Source organism: Okeania sp. KiyG1 (assembly GCF_014132355.1).
GTDB lineage: Bacteria > Cyanobacteriota > Cyanobacteriia > Cyanobacteriales > Microcoleaceae > Okeania.
This window is the reverse complement of the sequence record NZ_BLZO01000198.1, coordinates 78,797-97,909: the sequence shown is the minus strand read 5'-3', so window position 1 is coordinate 97,909 and position 19,113 is coordinate 78,797. Positions and strand designations below refer to the sequence as shown.

16 protein-coding genes and 1 pseudogene are annotated in these 19,113 nt (G+C 32.2%); 8 read left to right on the top strand and 9 right to left on the bottom strand.

Annotated elements, in window-relative coordinates:
• Positions 1-242: 242 nt before the first annotated feature.
• Positions 243-707, bottom strand: a complete 465-nt coding sequence (locus SAGCYANO_RS43545; RefSeq protein WP_202225683.1) for a DNA phosphorothioation-associated protein 4 — start codon at positions 705-707, stop codon at positions 243-245.
• Between the two features lie 543 nt (positions 708-1,250).
• Positions 1,251-1,586 carry a nucleoside triphosphate pyrophosphohydrolase gene (locus SAGCYANO_RS43540; protein ID WP_202225682.1) on the bottom strand — a complete coding sequence of 112 codons (336 nt, stop codon included), beginning with the start codon at positions 1,584-1,586 and terminating at the stop codon, positions 1,251-1,253.
• Positions 1,587-2,121: 535 nt separating this feature from the next.
• Here SAGCYANO_RS43540 and SAGCYANO_RS43535 point away from each other — a divergent pair.
• The 3 genes and pseudogenes from SAGCYANO_RS43535 (at position 2,122) to SAGCYANO_RS43530 (ending at position 5,359) form a co-directional block, all read left to right on the top strand.
• Positions 2,122-2,886 (top strand): class I SAM-dependent methyltransferase, encoded by a 765-nt coding sequence (locus SAGCYANO_RS43535; RefSeq protein ID WP_202225681.1) that lies wholly within the window; start codon positions 2,122-2,124, stop codon positions 2,884-2,886.
• Positions 2,887-4,199: 1,313 nt separating this feature from the next.
• Positions 4,200-4,388 (top strand): helix-turn-helix domain-containing protein, encoded by a 189-nt coding sequence (locus SAGCYANO_RS51245; RefSeq protein WP_375340114.1) that lies wholly within the window; start codon positions 4,200-4,202, stop codon positions 4,386-4,388.
• Positions 4,363-5,359, top strand: a pseudogene (locus SAGCYANO_RS43530) (RNA-guided endonuclease InsQ/TnpB family protein). The gene SAGCYANO_RS51245 and the pseudogene SAGCYANO_RS43530 overlap by 26 nt, the downstream one beginning before the upstream one ends.
• Positions 5,360-5,512: 153 nt before the next feature.
• On the opposite strand, the gene SAGCYANO_RS43525 reads toward SAGCYANO_RS43530, so the two are convergent.
• From SAGCYANO_RS43525 to SAGCYANO_RS43500, 6 genes are all read right to left on the bottom strand, one after another.
• Positions 5,513-5,980, bottom strand: a complete 468-nt coding sequence (locus tag SAGCYANO_RS43525; RefSeq protein WP_202225680.1) for a DUF4332 domain-containing protein — start codon at positions 5,978-5,980, stop codon at positions 5,513-5,515.
• A gap of 382 nt (positions 5,981-6,362) precedes the next feature.
• Entirely contained in the window at positions 6,363-8,429 is a 2,067-nt protein-coding gene (locus SAGCYANO_RS43520; protein ID WP_202225679.1) for an AAA family ATPase, read from the bottom strand.
• Positions 8,426-8,671: a hypothetical protein gene (locus SAGCYANO_RS43515; RefSeq protein ID WP_202225678.1), complete on the bottom strand. Its 246-nt coding sequence runs from the start codon at positions 8,669-8,671 to the stop codon at positions 8,426-8,428. Before SAGCYANO_RS43515 ends, SAGCYANO_RS43520 begins: the two co-directional genes overlap by 4 nt.
• A 572-nt stretch (positions 8,672-9,243) precedes the next feature.
• Positions 9,244-9,417, bottom strand: a complete 174-nt coding sequence (locus SAGCYANO_RS43510; protein WP_202225677.1) for a hypothetical protein — start codon at positions 9,415-9,417, stop codon at positions 9,244-9,246.
• Positions 9,418-9,554: 137 nt separating this feature from the next.
• A complete protein-coding gene (locus SAGCYANO_RS43505) occupies positions 9,555-9,734 on the bottom strand; it encodes a hypothetical protein (RefSeq protein WP_202225676.1) in 180 nt (59 codons plus the stop codon).
• A gap of 212 nt (positions 9,735-9,946) precedes the next feature.
• On the bottom strand, positions 9,947-10,504 hold the full coding sequence (locus SAGCYANO_RS43500) for a hypothetical protein (protein ID WP_202225675.1): 558 nt from the start codon (positions 10,502-10,504) through the stop codon (positions 9,947-9,949).
• 379 nt (positions 10,505-10,883) lie between these two features.
• Here SAGCYANO_RS43500 and SAGCYANO_RS43495 point away from each other — a divergent pair, with 379 nt between their 5' ends.
• Together SAGCYANO_RS43495 and SAGCYANO_RS43490 are read left to right on the top strand one after the other, a co-directional pair.
• The gene (locus SAGCYANO_RS43495) at positions 10,884-11,987 is read left to right on the top strand and encodes an NACHT domain-containing NTPase (RefSeq protein WP_202225674.1); all 1,104 of its coding nucleotides are present in this window, start codon (positions 10,884-10,886) and stop codon (positions 11,985-11,987) included.
• Between the two features lie 15 nt (positions 11,988-12,002).
• The gene (locus tag SAGCYANO_RS43490) at positions 12,003-14,405 is read left to right on the top strand and encodes a hypothetical protein (RefSeq protein ID WP_202225673.1); all 2,403 of its coding nucleotides are present in this window, start codon (positions 12,003-12,005) and stop codon (positions 14,403-14,405) included.
• 65 nt (positions 14,406-14,470) lie between these two features.
• On the opposite strand, the gene SAGCYANO_RS43485 is transcribed toward SAGCYANO_RS43490, so the two are convergent.
• Positions 14,471-15,859, bottom strand: coding sequence for a DNA phosphorothioation system restriction enzyme (locus SAGCYANO_RS43485; protein ID WP_202225672.1), 1,389 nt, complete (start codon positions 15,857-15,859; stop codon positions 14,471-14,473).
• A 370-nt stretch (positions 15,860-16,229) separates the two neighbouring features.
• Between SAGCYANO_RS43485 and SAGCYANO_RS43480 the strand changes: the two genes are divergently transcribed.
• The 3 genes from SAGCYANO_RS43480 (at position 16,230) to SAGCYANO_RS43470 (ending at position 18,846) form a co-directional block, all read left to right on the top strand.
• Positions 16,230-17,087, top strand: a complete 858-nt coding sequence (locus SAGCYANO_RS43480; protein WP_202225671.1) for a sugar kinase — start codon at positions 16,230-16,232, stop codon at positions 17,085-17,087.
• Between the two features lie 270 nt (positions 17,088-17,357).
• A complete protein-coding gene (locus SAGCYANO_RS43475; protein ID WP_202225670.1) occupies positions 17,358-18,281 on the top strand; it encodes a hypothetical protein in 924 nt (307 codons plus the stop codon).
• A gap of 157 nt (positions 18,282-18,438) precedes the next feature.
• A complete protein-coding gene (locus SAGCYANO_RS43470; RefSeq protein WP_375340113.1) occupies positions 18,439-18,846 on the top strand; it encodes a Uma2 family endonuclease in 408 nt (135 codons plus the stop codon).
• Positions 18,847-19,113 lie beyond the last annotated feature (267 nt).

The following is a 19,113-nucleotide window of genomic DNA, read 5'->3' as shown; positions in this document are numbered from 1 at the left end:
GGGTTAAAGGTTAAAAGTTAAAAAAAACAGCTCCCGTAGCATAGCTGCCTTCTTCAATTAAGTATGGTGTTTTTATTTGAAGTGTAAATTATAGATTGAGGTTTTTTCTAAGAAAAAAAGTGTGCCGAAGGATAAAAGTTATTGATATTTCTTTTTAGTCAATTCTATGATTTTTTAAAAGAAAGAGGTGATGATTAATTTTTAATTGTTAACTGTTATTTGTTGATTTTTGAACTTTTTATTTATTTCAAAAATTTAGTTAAGTCAAATTCTGTTTCTGTTTGAGATTTTTGATACCTCTGGGAAATTAAGACTAATAAAAGTCGTTCTGAATAATTTACTGCTCCCCGCATTTCATCTCGTAATATTTCTAGCCCTCCATTGGCATATTCTTCAAATATTTTAATGCAATTCTCTTCTATTTCTTCATTTACTGGAGAGATAATTTTTGTATCTTTTGTGTCGGCGATCGCGATTAATTTAATAACACTTTCATATCCCCTAGACCAAAACACTTCAATACTAATTGGACCGGGTTCTCTTTGAGAAATTTCTGTTAGTGGAACTCGGTGGTTTTTCTTAATGGCTAAAGATGCGGCAAATACCATTACATCGGCATAAGTTTTAAAAGGACCTGTTTTTTCTTCTGACTCGGTTAAAGCTTTGACTAAATCTGCTTTATCTCTGGCAATTCTAATTCTATTCATTACTAAAATTTAAACATATAGCAGGGAACAGTTGGAAAGACATTTCCTATTTTAAGAATAAGAATAGGCAATTATTAATTGTTTAATTTTATCTACAGTATGATTAAGTAGTAAGCAGATATTTATCATCTTTATTATTATTGTGAAATATCTGCTTCAATTTATACTAACATTTTTGGAAGTATTAAACGATTTACTTCTACCATTGTAGTAGGTAGTCTAATTTGACAAAAAATTTATCGAATAACTAAGGTTTAAAGCCTCTCCTTTAGAGCTGATTTATAAAGTAAATATTAAGGCACTGAATTACTTGCTATACTTAGATTCCAGGATTCCAGGATTTTTGTCAAGTAAATTATTAATTGCTACAAGCTAGATAATATAACACTTTTGGCGAAGTTTACAAATCAGCTCTTAAAGGAGAAACAAGAAAATTTTTTTCTTGGAGTCAATGCTCTCCTTGAAAAGAAGAGGTAATTATTAATTATTAATTATTAATTATTAATTGTTGAAGATGTTTTTCCTCAACATTTTTAATAATTTCTATTTAGTAGTATTTTCTTTTGTCCACAATAACATAATTTTTTGCTCAAAATCTCCTTTAGTTGCGCGTTTTCGGTCTCGTTCGAGTGTAATTTGATTATGAGAAATTCCATAACTTTTGAGTAAAGCATCTACTACTTCTAATAGGTCGGCTATTTCTATGGCTAATTCACTGTTACTTGCTGTTGCTGCTTCTTGGGCTTCTTCAATAAGTTTTTCTCGTAATGCTTGGCGATATTCTGTTTCTGAGAGAGCGATCGTTTCACACTCTAAACCATTTTTACGGATAATTTCTGGTATGCGATCGCGTACTAATTTATTATATTCTTGAGGCATAATTGTATTAATTTACCAATTAATTTTTGTTGATTGCTTGAATTGATACAAACTACTGTATCTCCAATTAAAATATATACCAATCTAGTCAAATAGGGAATATTTCTCTTGTTTTTCAATTATTTTATAACTAAAATAATTAAATTTAAAATTATTTTTTTCTGCTTAAATATATGGATTTTTGAGTTAAAGTTATCCAATGATTAATTATTTCATGTTTTAAGCTTCTCCTTAAAAGTAGAAGATTCATTGATATTTATTCTGACTCAATTATTTTCTCAAAAAGAATGAGTGGTTATTAATTGTGAATTTTAAATGATTGAAAAAAATCAACTATTGCCGTGGTAATAGTAATTCATTATTCTGTTTGAAAATGGTAAACATTTCCTGCGGAATGCTTACTAAAAATACTCAAAATGGATGAATATAAGGCAAGTATAATTAAACTAATTATCAGGTTTTTTTTGTTTTATATTAACTTACTGATTTGATGAAATATGATAAGATTATTCCTGTTATTTAATTATACTTAGCAATGAATAAACAGTTCAGGAAGTATTTTCAAAATGTAGCTATAATTTTATTTATAGCTATTCTAGGTTTGGTCTTAAATGCTTGTTCTATAAAAGCTAATGTGGTTGCTAGTTCAGATGGAGTTTATCAATATAAAACTATCCATAACCCGGAAGGTATTGGGAAATTTTATCTAGGTCGAGAAATAGCTAAAGTTATGGGTCATGAAGGTGCTACATGGTTAGAAAGACCTAGCAGAAGTTATAGAGAAAATCCTCAAAGTGCTATCGATTATCTTGATTTAAAACCTACGGATGTTGTGGCAGATATTGGTGCTGGTACTGGTTATTTTACTTTTAGAATTAGTCCTTTGATTCCTCAAGGTAAGGTTATTGCCGTAGATGTACAACCGGAGATGTTGGAGTTAATTAATTTTGTTAAAAATGAGGAAAATATTACTAATATTGAGACGGTTTTAGGGGATGTAGATAATCCTAAGTTGTCTCCTTCTACTGTTGATATTGCTTTGTTAGTTGATGCTTATCATGAGTTTGAATATCCGCGAGAAATGATGTTAGGAATAGTTGCTGCTTTGAAGTCTGGTGGGCGGGTTATTTTATTGGAATATCGGGGTGAAAATCCGATGATTATGATTAAAGGTTTGCACAAGATGACTGAGAAACAGGTGAAAAAAGAAATGAATTCTGTGGGTTTGGTTTGGCAAGAGACTGATGATTTTTTACCACAACAACATTTTCTAGTGTTTAAAAAGTCTGAATTTTCTTGATAAAATTCACGGTTAAAAAGTCTGAATTTTCGATTGGGGGGATATTTAAACTTCCTCTAATTGAAAATCACTGAGATTTTATATGTGGGTGAAATACTATTTTTGTATTGAATAAAAAGTCAAGCGGAGGGGCGAGTTAACCCTTATAGTTAAATTATCTCACAATTATTTGGAGAGTGCAAGGCAAAAAACCTTGGCGATTTTTTAGGTGCTTCACAAAATGAAAAGTTGTGGGGTTTTATCAATAGAGTCGCTACGCGGAAGTCATTTGTAACTGGTTAGTTATTTCTGCCATCCTGCACTAGAGCGATCGCTTCTATATAGAGGACTAATAAAAACCACCTCAACTCTGGCTATATTTGTGTCTTTTATTTTTCCAGACTATTTGTGCTAGAGAGTGCTGGGTATTTCATCATATATTCTTTGATTGAATAAAAAGTCAAGCGTAGGGTCAAGTTAACCCTTATAGTTAAATTCTCTCACAATTATTTGAGCAATGCAAGGCAAAAAACCTTGGCGATTTTTTAGGTGCTTCACAAAATAAAAAGTTGTCCGGTTTTTCAATGGAGCGTTGGCGGAGCAAGTGCAGTAGCTACATCGCTATCAACAAATAACTTATAAGAATCACCTCTATTTCTCATGGCTATTTGTGGCAGTGAGTGCTGAGTATTTCTATTTCTTGATTGAATAAAAAGTCAAGTGTATAGGCGAGTTCACCCTTATAGTTAGATTGTCTCACAATTATTTGAGCAATGCAAGGCAAAAAACCTTGGGGATTTTTTAGGTGCTTCACAGGATGATAATGTGTAGAGTTTTTCAGTAGAGCGATCGCTTCTATACAGATAACTAATAAAATTCACCTCAAGTCTGGCTATATTTGTGTCTTTTATTTCTCTAGACTATTTGTGGTAGTAAGTGTTGAGTATGTCATATATATTTCTTGATTGAATAAAAAGTCAAGCGTATAGGCAAGTTAACCCTTATAGTTAAATTATCTCACAATTATTTGAGCAATGCAAGGCAAAAAACCTTGGGGATTTTTTAGGTGCTTCACAGGATGATAATGTGTAGAGTTTTTCAGTAGAGCGATCGCTTCTATGAAACAGATGAATGACTATTTACTATCAGCTAAATTTTAGCTGAATCGCCGAGAAGCCTCACGCCATAATTATGCAGATTTGGCGTGAGATGAATCGGCGACAAATTGAATGGGCATCGAACCTATTAAATTTGCATGCTATCCCAGCAGAAGCTTTCGCCCTAGTTGAAAAACTTGTATTATTATATTGCTATCACCCCGGAAAATTTCCACCATGGGCACTGCCTACCAATATAAATTAAGGCCAAATAAAGAACAGTTAGCCACAATAGAAATGTGGTTGGAATTGTTGCGTCGGCAGTACAACTATCGGTTAGGTGAAAGATTCTCATGGTGGTCAGAAAACCGTTGTCCGGTTAATGCTTGCCCCAAGGTAGATGCCAATTCCAAGACTCAGGGATAATCCAGATTATTACTCTCAAAAAAAAGATTTGGTCAATACCAAAGACAAGTTTCCTTCCTACAAGTTGATTCATTCTCAGGTTTTGCAAGATTGCATAAAACGGGTAAAACTTGCTTTTGATAGATGGTTTAAGGCAGACAAAAATGGAGGAAAATTAGGAAAACCAAGGTTTAAAGGAAAAGGACGTTATCGCAGTTTTACTTATCCTCAAATCAAGCAAGACTGCATAGAAGGAAACAAGATAAACTTGCCCAAAATAGGCAATATAAAGTTGATTCAACATCGGCCGTTACCTGATGGTTTTCAAATAAAAACTGTAACTATTAGTCGTAAAGGAGATGGTTATTATGTGACTTTATCCCTAGAAGACAAATCAGTTCCAACTTCCACAAGTGAAGTGGAACCTACATTAAAAAATACTCTGGGAATTGATATGGGGCTAAAGGAATTCTTAGTAACAAGTGAAGGAGAATCTGTCCCCATACCTCAATACTATCGCTCTTCTCAGCAGCGATTAAAGATTCTACAGAAACGTTTATCAAAAGAAAGGTAGTAAAAGATGGTTAAAAGCTGTCAAAGCCTTAGCTAAACAACATAAAAAAGTAGCCGATAAACGTAAAGATTTTCATTTTAAAACAGCCAATGAATTGTTATCAAAAGCCGAAGTTATCGCCCACGAAAAATTAAACATTAAAGGGCTAGCAAAGACCCGTTTGAGCAAATCAATTAACGATGCTGGATGGGGTCAATTCCTGACTATTTTGACTGTCAAAGCCGGAAATGCTGGACAGAAGACTATAGCAGTAAACCCCAAAAATACCAGCCAAGACTGCTCAAACTGTGGGGAAAAAGTCCCGAAAGAATTATCCCAAAGAACTCATTCTTGTCCGCACTGCGGTACAGTAATAGACCGCGATGTAAACGCAGCGATAAATATAAAAAATAGGGCGGCAGGGCCCAGACGTCCTTAAAGCTCGTGGAGTCCGACGGGGTACCGGGACTGCGAAACGAGAAGCCCACACTATAGCTTCAGCTTAGTGTGGGAGTATGTCACTTGGTATATTCCTTTAATTGTTAGAAATTAAACTGCAAAAATCATTACTTGTCGATCGCTACCTTTTTTCTTAATCAGACCAATCTATAGACCATTTTTTTGATGGTAATTTAGTAGTTGGCACATTGTTATGGGCAGTTTTTCTTTGAAGGTTTGTTGCCTGAGCAACCCAACTTCTAACAAGACTTAAACTAGGTAAACATTGTACCAGTTGTTTTTGACGGTTAAGCTTCATCATCTGAGAGTGGAGTGTTTCAGGAAACCGATTTTTTAACTGAGAAATTGTATGTATTCCTAAAGCTGATAAGAGGGAAAAATATTCCCGGTCTATTCCTTTAATTTGTGATAAATCAGCAAAATTTACCCACTGAATAATCAGGTCTTTTTCAATGGTAGTAGCTTGCTCTAATTCTTCTATTCCTGCGAGAGACGAACATTGTTCTAATAGTTCTGTTACTTTAGTGATACCTACTCCTATTAATTTTTCAGCATATACAGAATTCATGCCTTCAATATCTTGAATATTATTTATCATCATTTATCTGTTATTTGACTTTCACTATTTTACCTTCTGTCGAGGAGCTATGATAAGAAGTCATTTCAGTTATCAGTTATCAGTTATCAGTTATCAGTTATCAGGGCAAGCTCATCTAAAATACTATTGATAAATAAAGGTTTTTATGAGCTGCTTGCAGTACAAGCTTTTCAAGGAATTATTAATATCACAAAATATTCATAATTATGGGTTTTCTTGCTTAACAATTGGAATGTATTCTAGTTACTAAATTAATCTAAAAAGCTTTCAGAGCAACAGGAACACAAAAAATACTATTTGTCAATGATTGTTAAGATGAGCTTACCCTGTTCAACAACTTCAACTTATGTTACTAATACTAATTCACATAAATAATTTTGAGGATTTAATCATAATCTACCTCCAGCACTTCTGTATATTCAAACTCATTCGGACTACGTTTTACCAAAGCATAAGATTTTCCACTTAAGTGAATAGCATCTTCTTCACAATCTAATTTTGGAGAATTATAAGAAAGCACATATTCTCTACCAATATAATCAGCCATTTCTTCAGCTACTTCACCTCGCCATTGAGTTTTAGTTACTAATACAACTAATTGATTTGCTAGTTGAGGAATAATATTAGCAATTTGTCTGCGATAAATTTCGTCTAAACTGCCAAAAGGGGAATCCATTACTATGGGAAAAGTGCTACTATCTGGTCCCATTAAAGTGTTTTTTTGACTCCAGATTCGTACTTCGTCAATAATACTACCAATAAATGCCAAACTTAGGATTTGATTTTCTCCTGTAGAAGCGGCAACTAAGGCATCTTCTCCACCAGTATTTTCTACTAAAGTTAATTCATAATTTTCATTCAATTTAGGAATATAGGGAGTAAAAGAAATTTCTGAAAATAATTCTTGTACTCGTTTTTCTAAGGAAACTCTAAACTGTTTTTCTAGACGCCCTCGGACTTCTATCAATCTATTGATAGCATCTTGAGTAGCGGCAATTCGCCTTTGGGCTAAAACTTGTTTTAATTCATTCATTTGTTGTTTATCAAGTTGTTTATCTAAGATTTTAATTTCTTTATTTAAAGTTTCTAGTTGTAGAGCATTTGAGCCAGTTTCTCGGTTTAAGTTTCCTACTTTAATTTCAATTTCATCTAAGCGTTTTTGTAACTGCTGAATATCTTCGTCTGGATAATTTCGTAGTTTTTTATGAACTGACTCTAATTCATTTTCAACCCGTGAAAGTTGATGACGTAATTTTTCGATATTAGCTTGTTGTCTATCAACTTCATCCCAAAATTCCACTACTTGTTTGTCAATTTCATCTATCTGTATACTCATTCTAATTGCGGTTTCTTCTACATCAGCAATTTCGGCTTTTTCCATCCATTTTTCTACTGATTTTCTCCCTGGAGAATCTATAGTTAATTCTGCTCCACAAATACAACGTTGTTTTTCTAATAATTGTTGTACAAACTGTCTTTTAATTCCTATGGGTAACTCTCCTTTTTCTTTTAAATTACCAAAAAGTTCTCGGAATTTTTCTATGGCATCTGACAAGAAAACCATATAACCACGAGTTGATATGGCTCTTTTTAACCCCTGATGAGCTTGTAATATTTGTTCTTTGATTGATACTATCTGGAGATTTAATTGGCCTTTTTGTTGGGGTAATCCTTCTGCACCTTTAAATTCCACTAAACGACTACTAATTTCTTTCTTAACTTCTCGATGATTTTGTAATTCTTTCTCTATCTCTGTTTGGCGTTTTGATAATTTGTTAATTTCTTGTTCAATTTGATTTTTTTCTTTCAGCAGTTTTTTAGTTTCAGGATTACCAATTAATCTTAAATCAGTTTCTAAGGATTTTTTGGCTTCTCCTAAATGTCTAACAGAACGATTTAATACTTCAATTCCTAATAATTCTTTTGTCGCTTCTGCTATTTCACTTTTCCGGTCATCTCTAACAATATACTCAATTCTTTCTCCGTCAAAAAAGAAATATCGATGCAAACTTTCTGGCAAAATTCTACCAATAATATCATCAGGATGTTCTGGGGGTGGAGACCAACGTCCGTCATCTCCAGCTATCTGCATATATAATTCACTTTTACCATGTTCAATTTCATTTTTTTCATTCCTATAAGCTCGTGATAAACGTTTGGCTTGATACCGTTTATTATCATGTTCAAATACAATTTCTACCCAACAAGCTATGGCTTTACCAAGTTTTGCTTCTGTAATTGCTCGTTTATTTACAAGTTGAGTTTCTACGACAAAAGCGGCGCTAAATTTTTCATAAAGTACCCAAGTAAAGGCGTTCATTATGGTAGTTTTACCTGCACCATTATTGCCATGAATAATTGTTGTATTTTTCTGACCTGATGCCAAGATTATTTCTGGAGTTTTGCCGTAAAACTGACGAAAGTTACACAAGATAATTGAAATTAATTTCATTGCACTGCTTCCTTGATAATTTTGAGAATATCATCGTTTATCCGGGGTGTTTTTTTATAAAGTCGGTCTTTTTCTAGTTGTAATACTCTCCCAATAATTTGCTTTACTTCTGGGGGTGCAGTAGTAATTGGTTCTTGAATATTATTCAGTTTTGTTTGAGTTTTATGATTATATTTTGACTGCTTTTCTGAAAAAATAGTTGATATTTCTGTGATTCTTTTGTCTGAGTATTTGAAAGTCATTGTATTTGAAAGTCATTTTAATGTAAGAAGGGAGTAGGGAGTAGGGAAGAAGGAGTAAATTTTGAAAAGAATAAGAGAATGCTAGAGATAGTTGTCTGAAATAAACTGGAGTTGCTTTTTTTACCTAATAATTAATAATTAGGGTTTGCTGAATAAAGTCTTTTTGCTATGGTAGGGAGTAGGGAGTAGGGAGTAGTGAAGAGTTAGGATTTAGGGGAGTTAGCTGAAGAACTAGTCATTCATAATCCACCCTTACTTTTTCTATCATAATGATAGAAAAATCTTCACTTTTTCCGCTCCATCAACCGAAAAGCTGCTACTTTTTCAGCACCTAAAATTCTTGAAACCTTTATCTCTAAATGTTTTGAGATTTAATCAGCAAGCCCTAATTAATAATTCAATAATTATGGTTTAAAGCCTCCTCTTTTAAGGAAAAAAAAACGCTCGAGGGATGGCGAAGTCTCCTCGCCATATCCAATCGACCAAGAGAAGAAATAATATTTCCTTATCTTCAATCCTCTCGGTTTTAACCACAGGTAATTATCCATTATCCATTATTCATTAATGAACTATCATTCGGCACAAAAAAATATAATATCTAAAATTCTTTTATTACTAATAATGGTATTTACAGGCAATAATAATAATTTCATCAGAGGTACTGATAACTGATAACTGATAACTGAAATAACCCACTCAGTAAAGTCTGAAAAAGCAGAAGTTTCAAATAGAATTCTTTTACTCACTCAATTTCCTCTAATGAAAGTTAAATTAAATTGGTTTTATGTTCAAGATTTTCGATAGCATTTAACAGCCTAGTTTTGTTAGTTTCACTTTTAAATAAGTAGGCTGTTTCCTGAACTTCAGAAACAATTTTTTCAATTTATTTTTCTATTAAAATTTCAATATATTGTTCAATTGATAAGTCTTGTGACGTAGCTTTTTCTTGGATTAGAGCTTCAATTTCTGGTTTTAAATTAATAGTAATCATAATCTGACAAACTTTTAGACAGGTTTGAGCTTGTTTATTGCTTGGGTTAATTGGTTTATACTCACTAAACATTTAATTCTAAATATTTAATTAATTTTAGCTAGGTTGCGCCACAAAATCCAATATTAGCCCAACAAATTTTATTCTAACATTGTTTAGGTTTAGTTAGTAGGTTAGGTTACTCTGTCGCTTAACCCGACTCACCAAGATCCTGCTGGGTTTCTTTTCTCAACCAAACCTAAATTTTAGCTAACTTTATAACTTTAAAACTGCCATGAATTTGATTATTTTTGAACAATGTTTTGTTCTAGAAATGTTTTGAGTTGCTGTCTATTATCTTGGGTGATTAAGTTATAAAATATTTGGGTTGTTTCATTGGGTGTATAAAACCGATAAAAACGCTCATCTTCTGGAACTTGCTCTACATAAATTAACGGAATATTTACAGTATATAAAATTTGATATTTGTGGTAGTCGCTTTCTTTTACTTCTGGGAGTTTATGGCAAAATGACTGACATTCTATTACTAATTTTGCTTGACGATTTGTTTTTAAACCTCGTTCTATTACAGCAATATCTACTTTGGAATTAATCCAGATTTCCCAAATATTTTTTGGTATCCAGCCAGCGTTAGGACAAATACTCTTGAGAGTGATTTGGGGGCAATAACGGAAATTATTTCCTAAAACAATTTCCAAAATGTCTATGACTTTCATTTCTAATTCGTTGATAACTTCGCCACTTTTAAAATTACGATAAGCAGAAGATAAGTCATCTAAATTATTAGATTTACTAGAGATATATTCAGTGTTAGGGAAAAGGCTGAGTTGATAAGCAGTCATAATTTTTTCTCCTTTTTGTTAACTATTTACAGCTTATCTAGAAGATTAGATAAAATCTACTTACAGTGTGTGAGTAAGTGTGAGTAAAACTGTGAGTATTTTGTGAGTGCTAGTAAGCATTCAGCAGTCAGCCATCAGCTATCAGCTATTTGTTATTAATTCATTATCATACTGGAGGGGAATTATCCGCCAAGGAGGATTAAAATTCATTAATGAAATTGGCTATAACCTAACCTCATTTATTGCTTGAATATGTTCATGCATCTGATGGCTGTTTGCGGATAATTCCGCAGGAAATGCTAATAGCTGAATGCTTACAAGTGCTATGATAAATATTGATAAAATTAGATTTGTAGATTTATCAAAATAGTTTAAGTAAATGACATTTGAAGAAGAATTTTCAGAAGTTTACGAGAATTGGAATATTGACGAATTATTCAGAGACTTGGCAGAAATTCTTGTAGAAAAACAACATAAAAAAAAGAAAGATTTAGCACCAAGTTCAAAAGCTGCACTCTTAGGAAAGTTAAGTGGTTTAACTCACGCTGAAGCTGCCAAAAAATCAGGATATGCTGAAGGTTCTCTCCGACAAGCATTAAAAAAAGGAAAAGAAATCTCTTTAGCTATTCGAGAGAAATTTGAGTTAGGAGAAGATGCTGATGGAGAAAAATTAGACTTTCATAAACTCCTGAAAAAATATAGAAAAAAACCAGAAAACTCACCTTCTACCCCCACTGAAATAAAAATTAATTGGCGTGAAGTATGTGCAAAAATGCTGGAAAAGCAGCAAACAACTCAACAACTCAGACGTAAAGCAACTCAAATAGGATGTGAAGTTGAAGTATTTGTGAAATTGGGGTTAGTTGAACGCAAATTACAACAACGTCACAGTGAGAATAATGGGATGGAAAAGTTCAGGGAGAAAGAGGTTATTACCCGCACTTACGAATATGATGAATTTTTGTTGGATGTTATTCAAGGGAAGAAAAATAAATTTACTGCTATTGTTGGAGAAGCAGGATCGGGTAAGACGACTTGGTTAGATAAAATTGCTACCTACCTGAAAAACACAAACCATCTATATATATGTATCCCATTGGGAGATTTGCAGGGAAAAACACTGGAAGAGTACATTCTGAAAAAGTGGTTGCCAAATGCGATGTTTTTCATAGATTTAGATATTGACTCAGCAACTTTGGAGAAACTTTTAACAAAATTATTACAAAAGAATGAGGTGTGGTTGTTGCTTGATGGTGTGGATGAAATAGGGGAAAGTTCGGCAGGGAAAACTCTGAGAAATATTCAACAACAACTTACTGGTTTCTTAAATGCAGCGCGAGTAGTTTTAACTTGTCGCACAAATGTTTGGGATGTTAATTTTAATAATCCTCTTAGTGGTTTTGAAACTTACAAAACTTTGGAGTTTAAATTTGAGCAAGTCGATGATTTTATTCATCAGTGGTTTGTTAAAGCTGAGAATTAAAAACTGGGTAAAAAGTTGGAGCAAAAGTTAAAAGAGTCGCGCCATGAAAGGATTTATGATTTGGTGAGAAATCCTCTGAGGTTATCGTTGTTGTGTCAGATTTTTTATTTTGACAAAAATGCAGAATTTCCAGAAACAAAAGCAGGACTTTATCAACAGTTTATCCGGTATTTTTATGAGTGGAAGCCTGAAAAAATAGATATTGATTGGAATGTTAGGCATAATTTAAAAAATCAACTTCATCAAGCTTTGGGTAGGGTAGCTTTAGCTGGTTTAGATAGTTTGGAAAGGTTTCGGTTGTCTGAGAGTTTAATTTACAAAGAAATTCAGGATGATAAATTGTTTAATTTGGCTTTAGATTTAGATTTATTAGTTTTAGTAGATGAAGAAGTTAAGACAGATAAAGCTTATAGGTTTTTCCATCCTACTTTTCAAGAATATTTTGCTAGTCTTGTCATTCCTAACTGGGAGTTTTTGTTTAACCATATTCCTGGAAATGTGTCAAACTCAACCTACCGAATTTTTGATTCATACTGGCAAGAAGTAGCTTTGATGTGGATGGAAAGTGGTAAATGTTCAACAAGAGATAGAGAAAAATTTCTCAACATTTTTGATTATTTTGAGTCAGATAAGTGTTTAGAGTTTTATGGTTTTCAAATTTTTCCTTTTATCGTGGCAGCATTATACAGATTAGGAAATTATTATCAATGTAAAGAAATAATAGAAAAATCAATTTTTTCTATTATAACTAACATTTATTATCAAGGTGGACTTAAGTGGTTGATACCATATTGTTTTGATGATTTATTTTTAAATATTTTGAAAGTCTTCCCTAGCCTATCTTCAAATCTCTTAAACTATTACCTTAATTCTGAAAACTACCAGGATAAACGCTTTGAAATAACTAAAATATTGTTTGAAATATCTCCAAATAAAGAGGCTGTACTAGATAAAGTAGCTGATTTTTTAGACTCTGATTATTCTATTGCATTAGAAGCTGCTGAAATTATACTAAAATATGATAAATTTCATCCCCAAGCTACAAGTATATTAGTTGAACTATTTTTATCTAACGAAGATGAAAATAAATGTATTTCTATTATTAGAGTATTATTAGATAATCAAAGTATCAATAAAGAAATTATTAGTGAAGACGTTTTAAGAAAGCTATTGTTTTTTCTTTTTAGTGAAGACTATAACATTCGGTTTCTCACAAGTAACCATCTTGATAAGCTAAGTTATTTTGGTGTAATTGACTTTGAGAATGATGATGAATTTTTAGAAATTATCAGTCTTGCTATGGTTGAATACAAAGCAAAAATTTTGGTTGTTTTTAATATTTTAAATTTATTAGAAAAGCTAAAAGTTGATAATAGAATAAATGATGCAATTTTAATTAAGCTGATATATCCGGAAGAAGAGCATCTAGTTATCGATCAAGCATTAAAAATATTGGAGAAAAGAGACATAAGTTCAGAAATAATTAATGATATAATATGTTTGTATTTATATGCTGATGAAATGGAAGAAATAAAAGTTTTTCTATTGCTTGATTTTGCTAAAAAGTATAGTATTTTAAATCCTCAAAAATTTACCTATGTGGAATTGCTAAGAAGTCTAGTTATTATGCCATTAGAACAGCACTGTAGAAACATGGAAAAAGATTCCATATTATGCACTATCTCAGTTATTAATGATATTATTTTGACAGATAAAAATATTTTAAACTCATTAATAACACTGCGAAATAACTCTAATGAGCAATATGTAATTGAGTTAGCAGATAGCATACTAAATGAAATTAACACAAATACATTTTATTTTGAGCCTGAAATGCTTGATGATAACGATGATGATGATTTTGAATCTGACCTATTTTTTAACGAAATACAAATGCAACAATATGAAAAATTTAAGGATTTTTTGGAAGACCAAGAAAAATTAACATTAGAATCTAGTGAACACATTTTTTTTAGAAACATAAAATATGCGATTGCCAACAATGATATTGATACACTTAAGAAATTTTTAGAGCGGATAAAACAGAGCAAAGATGCACAATTTCGTTCAACTTGGCTATATGCTTTAACAAAACTAGGAGCATTTTTAATTCCCCAAATACTTGAAGAGGCTATTAATTTTATTGTCGTAATTGAAAATCCAGAAATTCCCACTCAAGTTGCTCTTGCACTCACAGAAATTAGTGAAGTAAAACAATTAAAGGTGATGGTTGCTAATCTCAAAGAATATGTACAACAAAATTTTTATATGCAAGAAAAAAAGTCTGTACAAAGCGAAGTTTATAATTATGACTTAATACGATATGTAGCTGCAAATGATATTGTTTGGCACTGCGCTCAACACATGAGCTACCCAGACTTTCATAATGCTTGGTACTCTCCAAGTTCTACTCAGTAAACTGTGAAAAAATAAAAGCCCAAAAATACTTCTTTTTCTCTCTTACTTCTTGCCTTAATCAAATATCAAATATCTAATAATCCATACCTTTTTTGAATGCTTAGTAATTTCACTCTAGCTTCTCCAGCATTGTCTGCTAAATCTGCAAATTCTAAAAACCTTTTTAACTCCTTTCTCAGTAAATTTCTTTCTACTTCCAAGGTACTTCTACCCATATCTGGAGGCAAAACAATCATATCAAATAAAGTTGCCCTTTCCTTACTTGGATGAGGTCGTAAAATTCTCCCTCTTCTCTGAATAAATTGTCGTGGATTTTGACTACTTGCCAAAATAACTGCATTTTTAATTGCTGGTATATCTACCCCTTCATCTAAACATCTAATTGCTACTAAACCTTGCAATTCTCCACTTTCAAATTGTTGTCTTAATTTCTCTCTTTTTTTAATTGGAGTCTCAGCAGTATAAGTATTAACTCGATAACCTAATTCATAACCTAATATTCTTACCACTGCTTCCATTTGTCTTAAGTTTGAAATATCTTCAGTTTCTACGGAACTATCCCCACAATAAAATAAAGTATGACTGGTTTGTAAACGTTTTGCCATTAATGCTTTTAATGCTATTAATTTATTTGTTGCTGAAGCTACTAAACGGGAACGCTGCATTAATAAAGCTGTTAAATCTTCTTTTTCTATTTCTACATTTTCTTTTTCTGATAATAATAATGCCCAACCAATTTTGGAAGTTAATTTTGCATAAGCTCGACTTTCTGCTTCAGTCAATTCCACTAAAATTGGATAATAAAGATAACGAGCTAAAGCACCTTGTCTAATGGCATCAGCCAAAGTTAATTCAGGCTGTAATACTTCACCAAAATAATCTAAAATTGCCGTAGTTCCTTGGTCATCAAAATATCTTTCTGGCGTGGCAGACAAAGCAAGTCTTAAACCAATATTTTTTGGTAAACTCTTCTCTAACTTGGGCGAACCTAAATGATGTGCTTCATCCCCAATAATCAGAGTTTTTTCAGGAAAATATTTAATCTGAGATTGGAGACTATCTGAAATAAAAGTAGAGTTTGTAGTAATAACAGTAATAAATTTTTCATAGCCAGAATGAATATTATAAAGTGTAGTAGAAAGTTGATTTTGCCAAGTATGTACATTCTCAAAAGCCAGAATGGTTTGAAGATTAAACTTTTCACATTCTCTTGCCCATTGAGTTACTAAATGACGATAAGGACAAATCACAATTAATGCTTGTAAAGCAATTTTTTGATAAAGTTGAGTAGCGATCGCTAAGGCAGTTATTGTTTTTCCACTACCTGTTGCCATTTTCAAAATTCCCCTACCTCGATTTGTAAACCAATTATTAATAGCTTGTTCTTGATAGGGTCGTAATTTAAGATGAGATGGCATTGTCGGACAGCAAAAATTTACTGTTAGTTTATTCATTTATACTAATTTTTAGATACACCAATTTTCGATTTTTCGATAAATAAATCTATTATATAGTTATCGGAACTTGGTTTTAAATTTAAATCAAAGAAGGCGTGTTTAACAAAGTCAGAAGTCAGAAAGTTTTTTGATACTGAATTTTGCCCCCCTAGCCCCCCAAATTTGGGGGGAACAAGAGTCAATTTGCTTGCTCTAGTCCCCCAAAATAGGGGGATGCGCGGGGGCTTGGATGTAGCAAATGGGACTTTTCAGACAACCTCTAAGCATTGATATTTAGAAATACTTGGATTTATTGTTCCTAATACAATACTTACTTTACTTTTGGATATAAATATATTTTTTGAAATTGGTAAACCAGAATAAAATTATGACTAAAACCGGATTATTTGTCGGATTAATAACCTTAGATTTAGTTTATCTCACAGCAACTTATCCTGAGAAAAATAAAAAAGTTGTTGCTGCCGATTATACTATTACAGCAGGGGGACCTGCCACAAATGCTGCCGTAACATTTAGCTATTTTGATAATCAAACAACTCTTCTCTGTGGGTTAGGAAATCATCCAATAACTCACCTAATTAGGGCTGATTTAGAAAAGCATAATGTCACAATACAAGACTTAGATAAAAATCGTGACGAACCACCACCAGTTTCATCAATTATTACTACTCAAAATACAGGCGATCGCGCTGTAATTTCTATCAATGCTACTAAGTCTCAAATCTCAAAAGAATTTATTTCCCCAGATATTATTCATAATATTGATATTGTTTTAATCGACGGTCATCAAATGGCAGCGAGTTTAGAAGTTGCTCAACTTGCTAAGTCAAAAAACATTCCTATTGTTATAGATGGTGGTAGTTGGAAACCAGGATTTGAGGAAATTTTACCTTTTGTTGATTATGCTATTTGTTCTGCTAATTTTTATCCTCCTAATTGTGAGAGTCAAGAGGAAGTTTTTACCTACTTAGCAAATCAAAATATTCCACATATTGCTATTACTCAAGGAGAAAAACCTATCAAGTATTTGAGTCAAGGTAAGCTTGGTAATGTGGAAGTTCCGAAAATTAATGCTGTTGATACTTTAGGTGCAGGTGATATTTTTCATGGAGCATTTTGTCACTATATTTTTCATGGAGAATTTACAGAAGCATTGGCAAATGCTGTTAATATTGCTGCTCATTCTTGTGAATATTTCGGAACTAGACAGTGGATAATCAGTTAACAGTTAACTGAAATGACATAAACCTGAATTCTTAGCCCCCCTTTCCAAGGGGGGTTTGGGGGGATAAAACTCCTCCATATCTTTAACAAATTGGTATAAAATTAATCATTGTTAAGGTGCATCTCAATGCAAGAATAAAGCCAAAAATTTATCGCTTTTAGGGAACAGGGAACAGGGAACAGGGAACAGGGAATAGGGAATAAGAAAAAAGTATTTTTGCAAATATGAGATGCACCTCATTATTATTTAAAAAAATAAGGAGATTATCAGATGGATAACTTAAATGAATATCCGAAAATAATTCAAACACTATTAGAGAATAATGATTTCTGGCAAAAGGTTGCTATTGCTATTATCTCTGGTTTTTCAGTAGCGTTATTTAATTACTTCTCATCAAACAAGCAACGTCAAGACCAAACTATGGAGCTTTCCTATACAATAAATATATTGAGTATTTTAGAGTTCAAAAAAGATATAGGTCAGAAAAATATTAGTATCCTTTATGGTGAAGATGATAAGAAGATTGCAGATTTGTATGTCATCTCTTGCGATATTGAAAATACTGGTCGAAAAGTCATTAAAAATCAAGAAATTACTTTTGAACTTTTTTCTACAAGCGTTGGAATTTTAGAGCAATTTTTCGAGCCACCTTTAAATGATAATTTAATGGGTATAGAGGAAATTGAGATAAAGGATAGTAAGCAAGATGAAGCAAAAAAAAGGTATTTGATAAGAGAAATTTTACCGAAAAGTAAAGTAGGATTTCGATTTTTGTCGGGAAGACGAACTGAGGAAAAGGAAGTACCAAAATTGTTTTGCTCAATTCAAGATATTAGTAAAGTTGAACTTATTCCAAGAACATATAAAGGAGAGAGGGATGAAATTTCTAGAATTATGAATTTTGTCACCTTCTTGATATTGTTTTTTACTCTTCCACAAATCTTGGAAATGATTCCTTTGTCCGGTGAATTTACGGCTTTTTTCGTAAAATTAGCTATATTGTTAATTATCATTCTAGATATAGGTACTTTTTCTAAAAAAATTGCAGAGCTTCTAATACTGCCTTTTCAAAAAAATAAAACTCAACCAGCTAAGTACAATGTAAATGTTTCAAAAATAGAGGATTCAAGTGTATCAATTGGAGATATGATTAAGAGTGCTTATAATCAGGAGCAGGAAACAGACGAAAAATAGCACAATAATTTGATAATTTGATTTGGGTATTGATGCTAAACTCTACTATCAATACAATATCATATTTTTGCTCCTGACTTTTTCATTCCCTCAAAAAAATTGACAGAGCTTCTCAGCTATATCCTTACTTTACTTCTTCCTTCTTCCTTCTTAAACTATGATAAATTCTACTCTCATCAATCAAAATATTTCCTTAGAAGACTTCACAAAAAACCCTCCTGAAAAAATGGAATGGGTAGACGGCAAATTAATAGAAAAAAACGGCATAACATTAAGACATGGAAAAATTCAATTTAAGCTCGGTCGTTATTGGGATAACTATAAAAATTCCAGCAAACAAGGTGGAGAAGTTTATACAGATGTACCTTGCCGTACTAATAAACAAGGGCGATCGCCTGATATTGCTTATCTAACTCCTGAGTTAGTTTCAGAATATGGAAATTATCCTACTTTGCCTCAAAGTTTTCCTTTAAGTGCAGAGATTATTTCCCCTACAGATTTAGCTGAAAATGTCTTTTTAAAAGCTCAGGAATATTTAGAGTCTGGTGGTGAAGAATTTGGTTAGTTTTTCCTGAAAGTAAATGGATAATAATAGTTACTGAAAATCAAGGTTTAATGTTTACTTCTGGTCAAGTTGTTACTACTCAAAAAGTTTTAATAGGTTTTAGTGTTGAAGTAGATGATTTATTAGCTTGAAAATTAATTACTTTTGAGTGTGGACTTTAAATTTTTCCTGATTCATAAATTCAGAGAACTTTCCGATTTTCAAGAAAGAGAAAAATTCCCACGCTTGTATTTGGCTAACTTCCTGATGACTTTTAACTTTTAACTT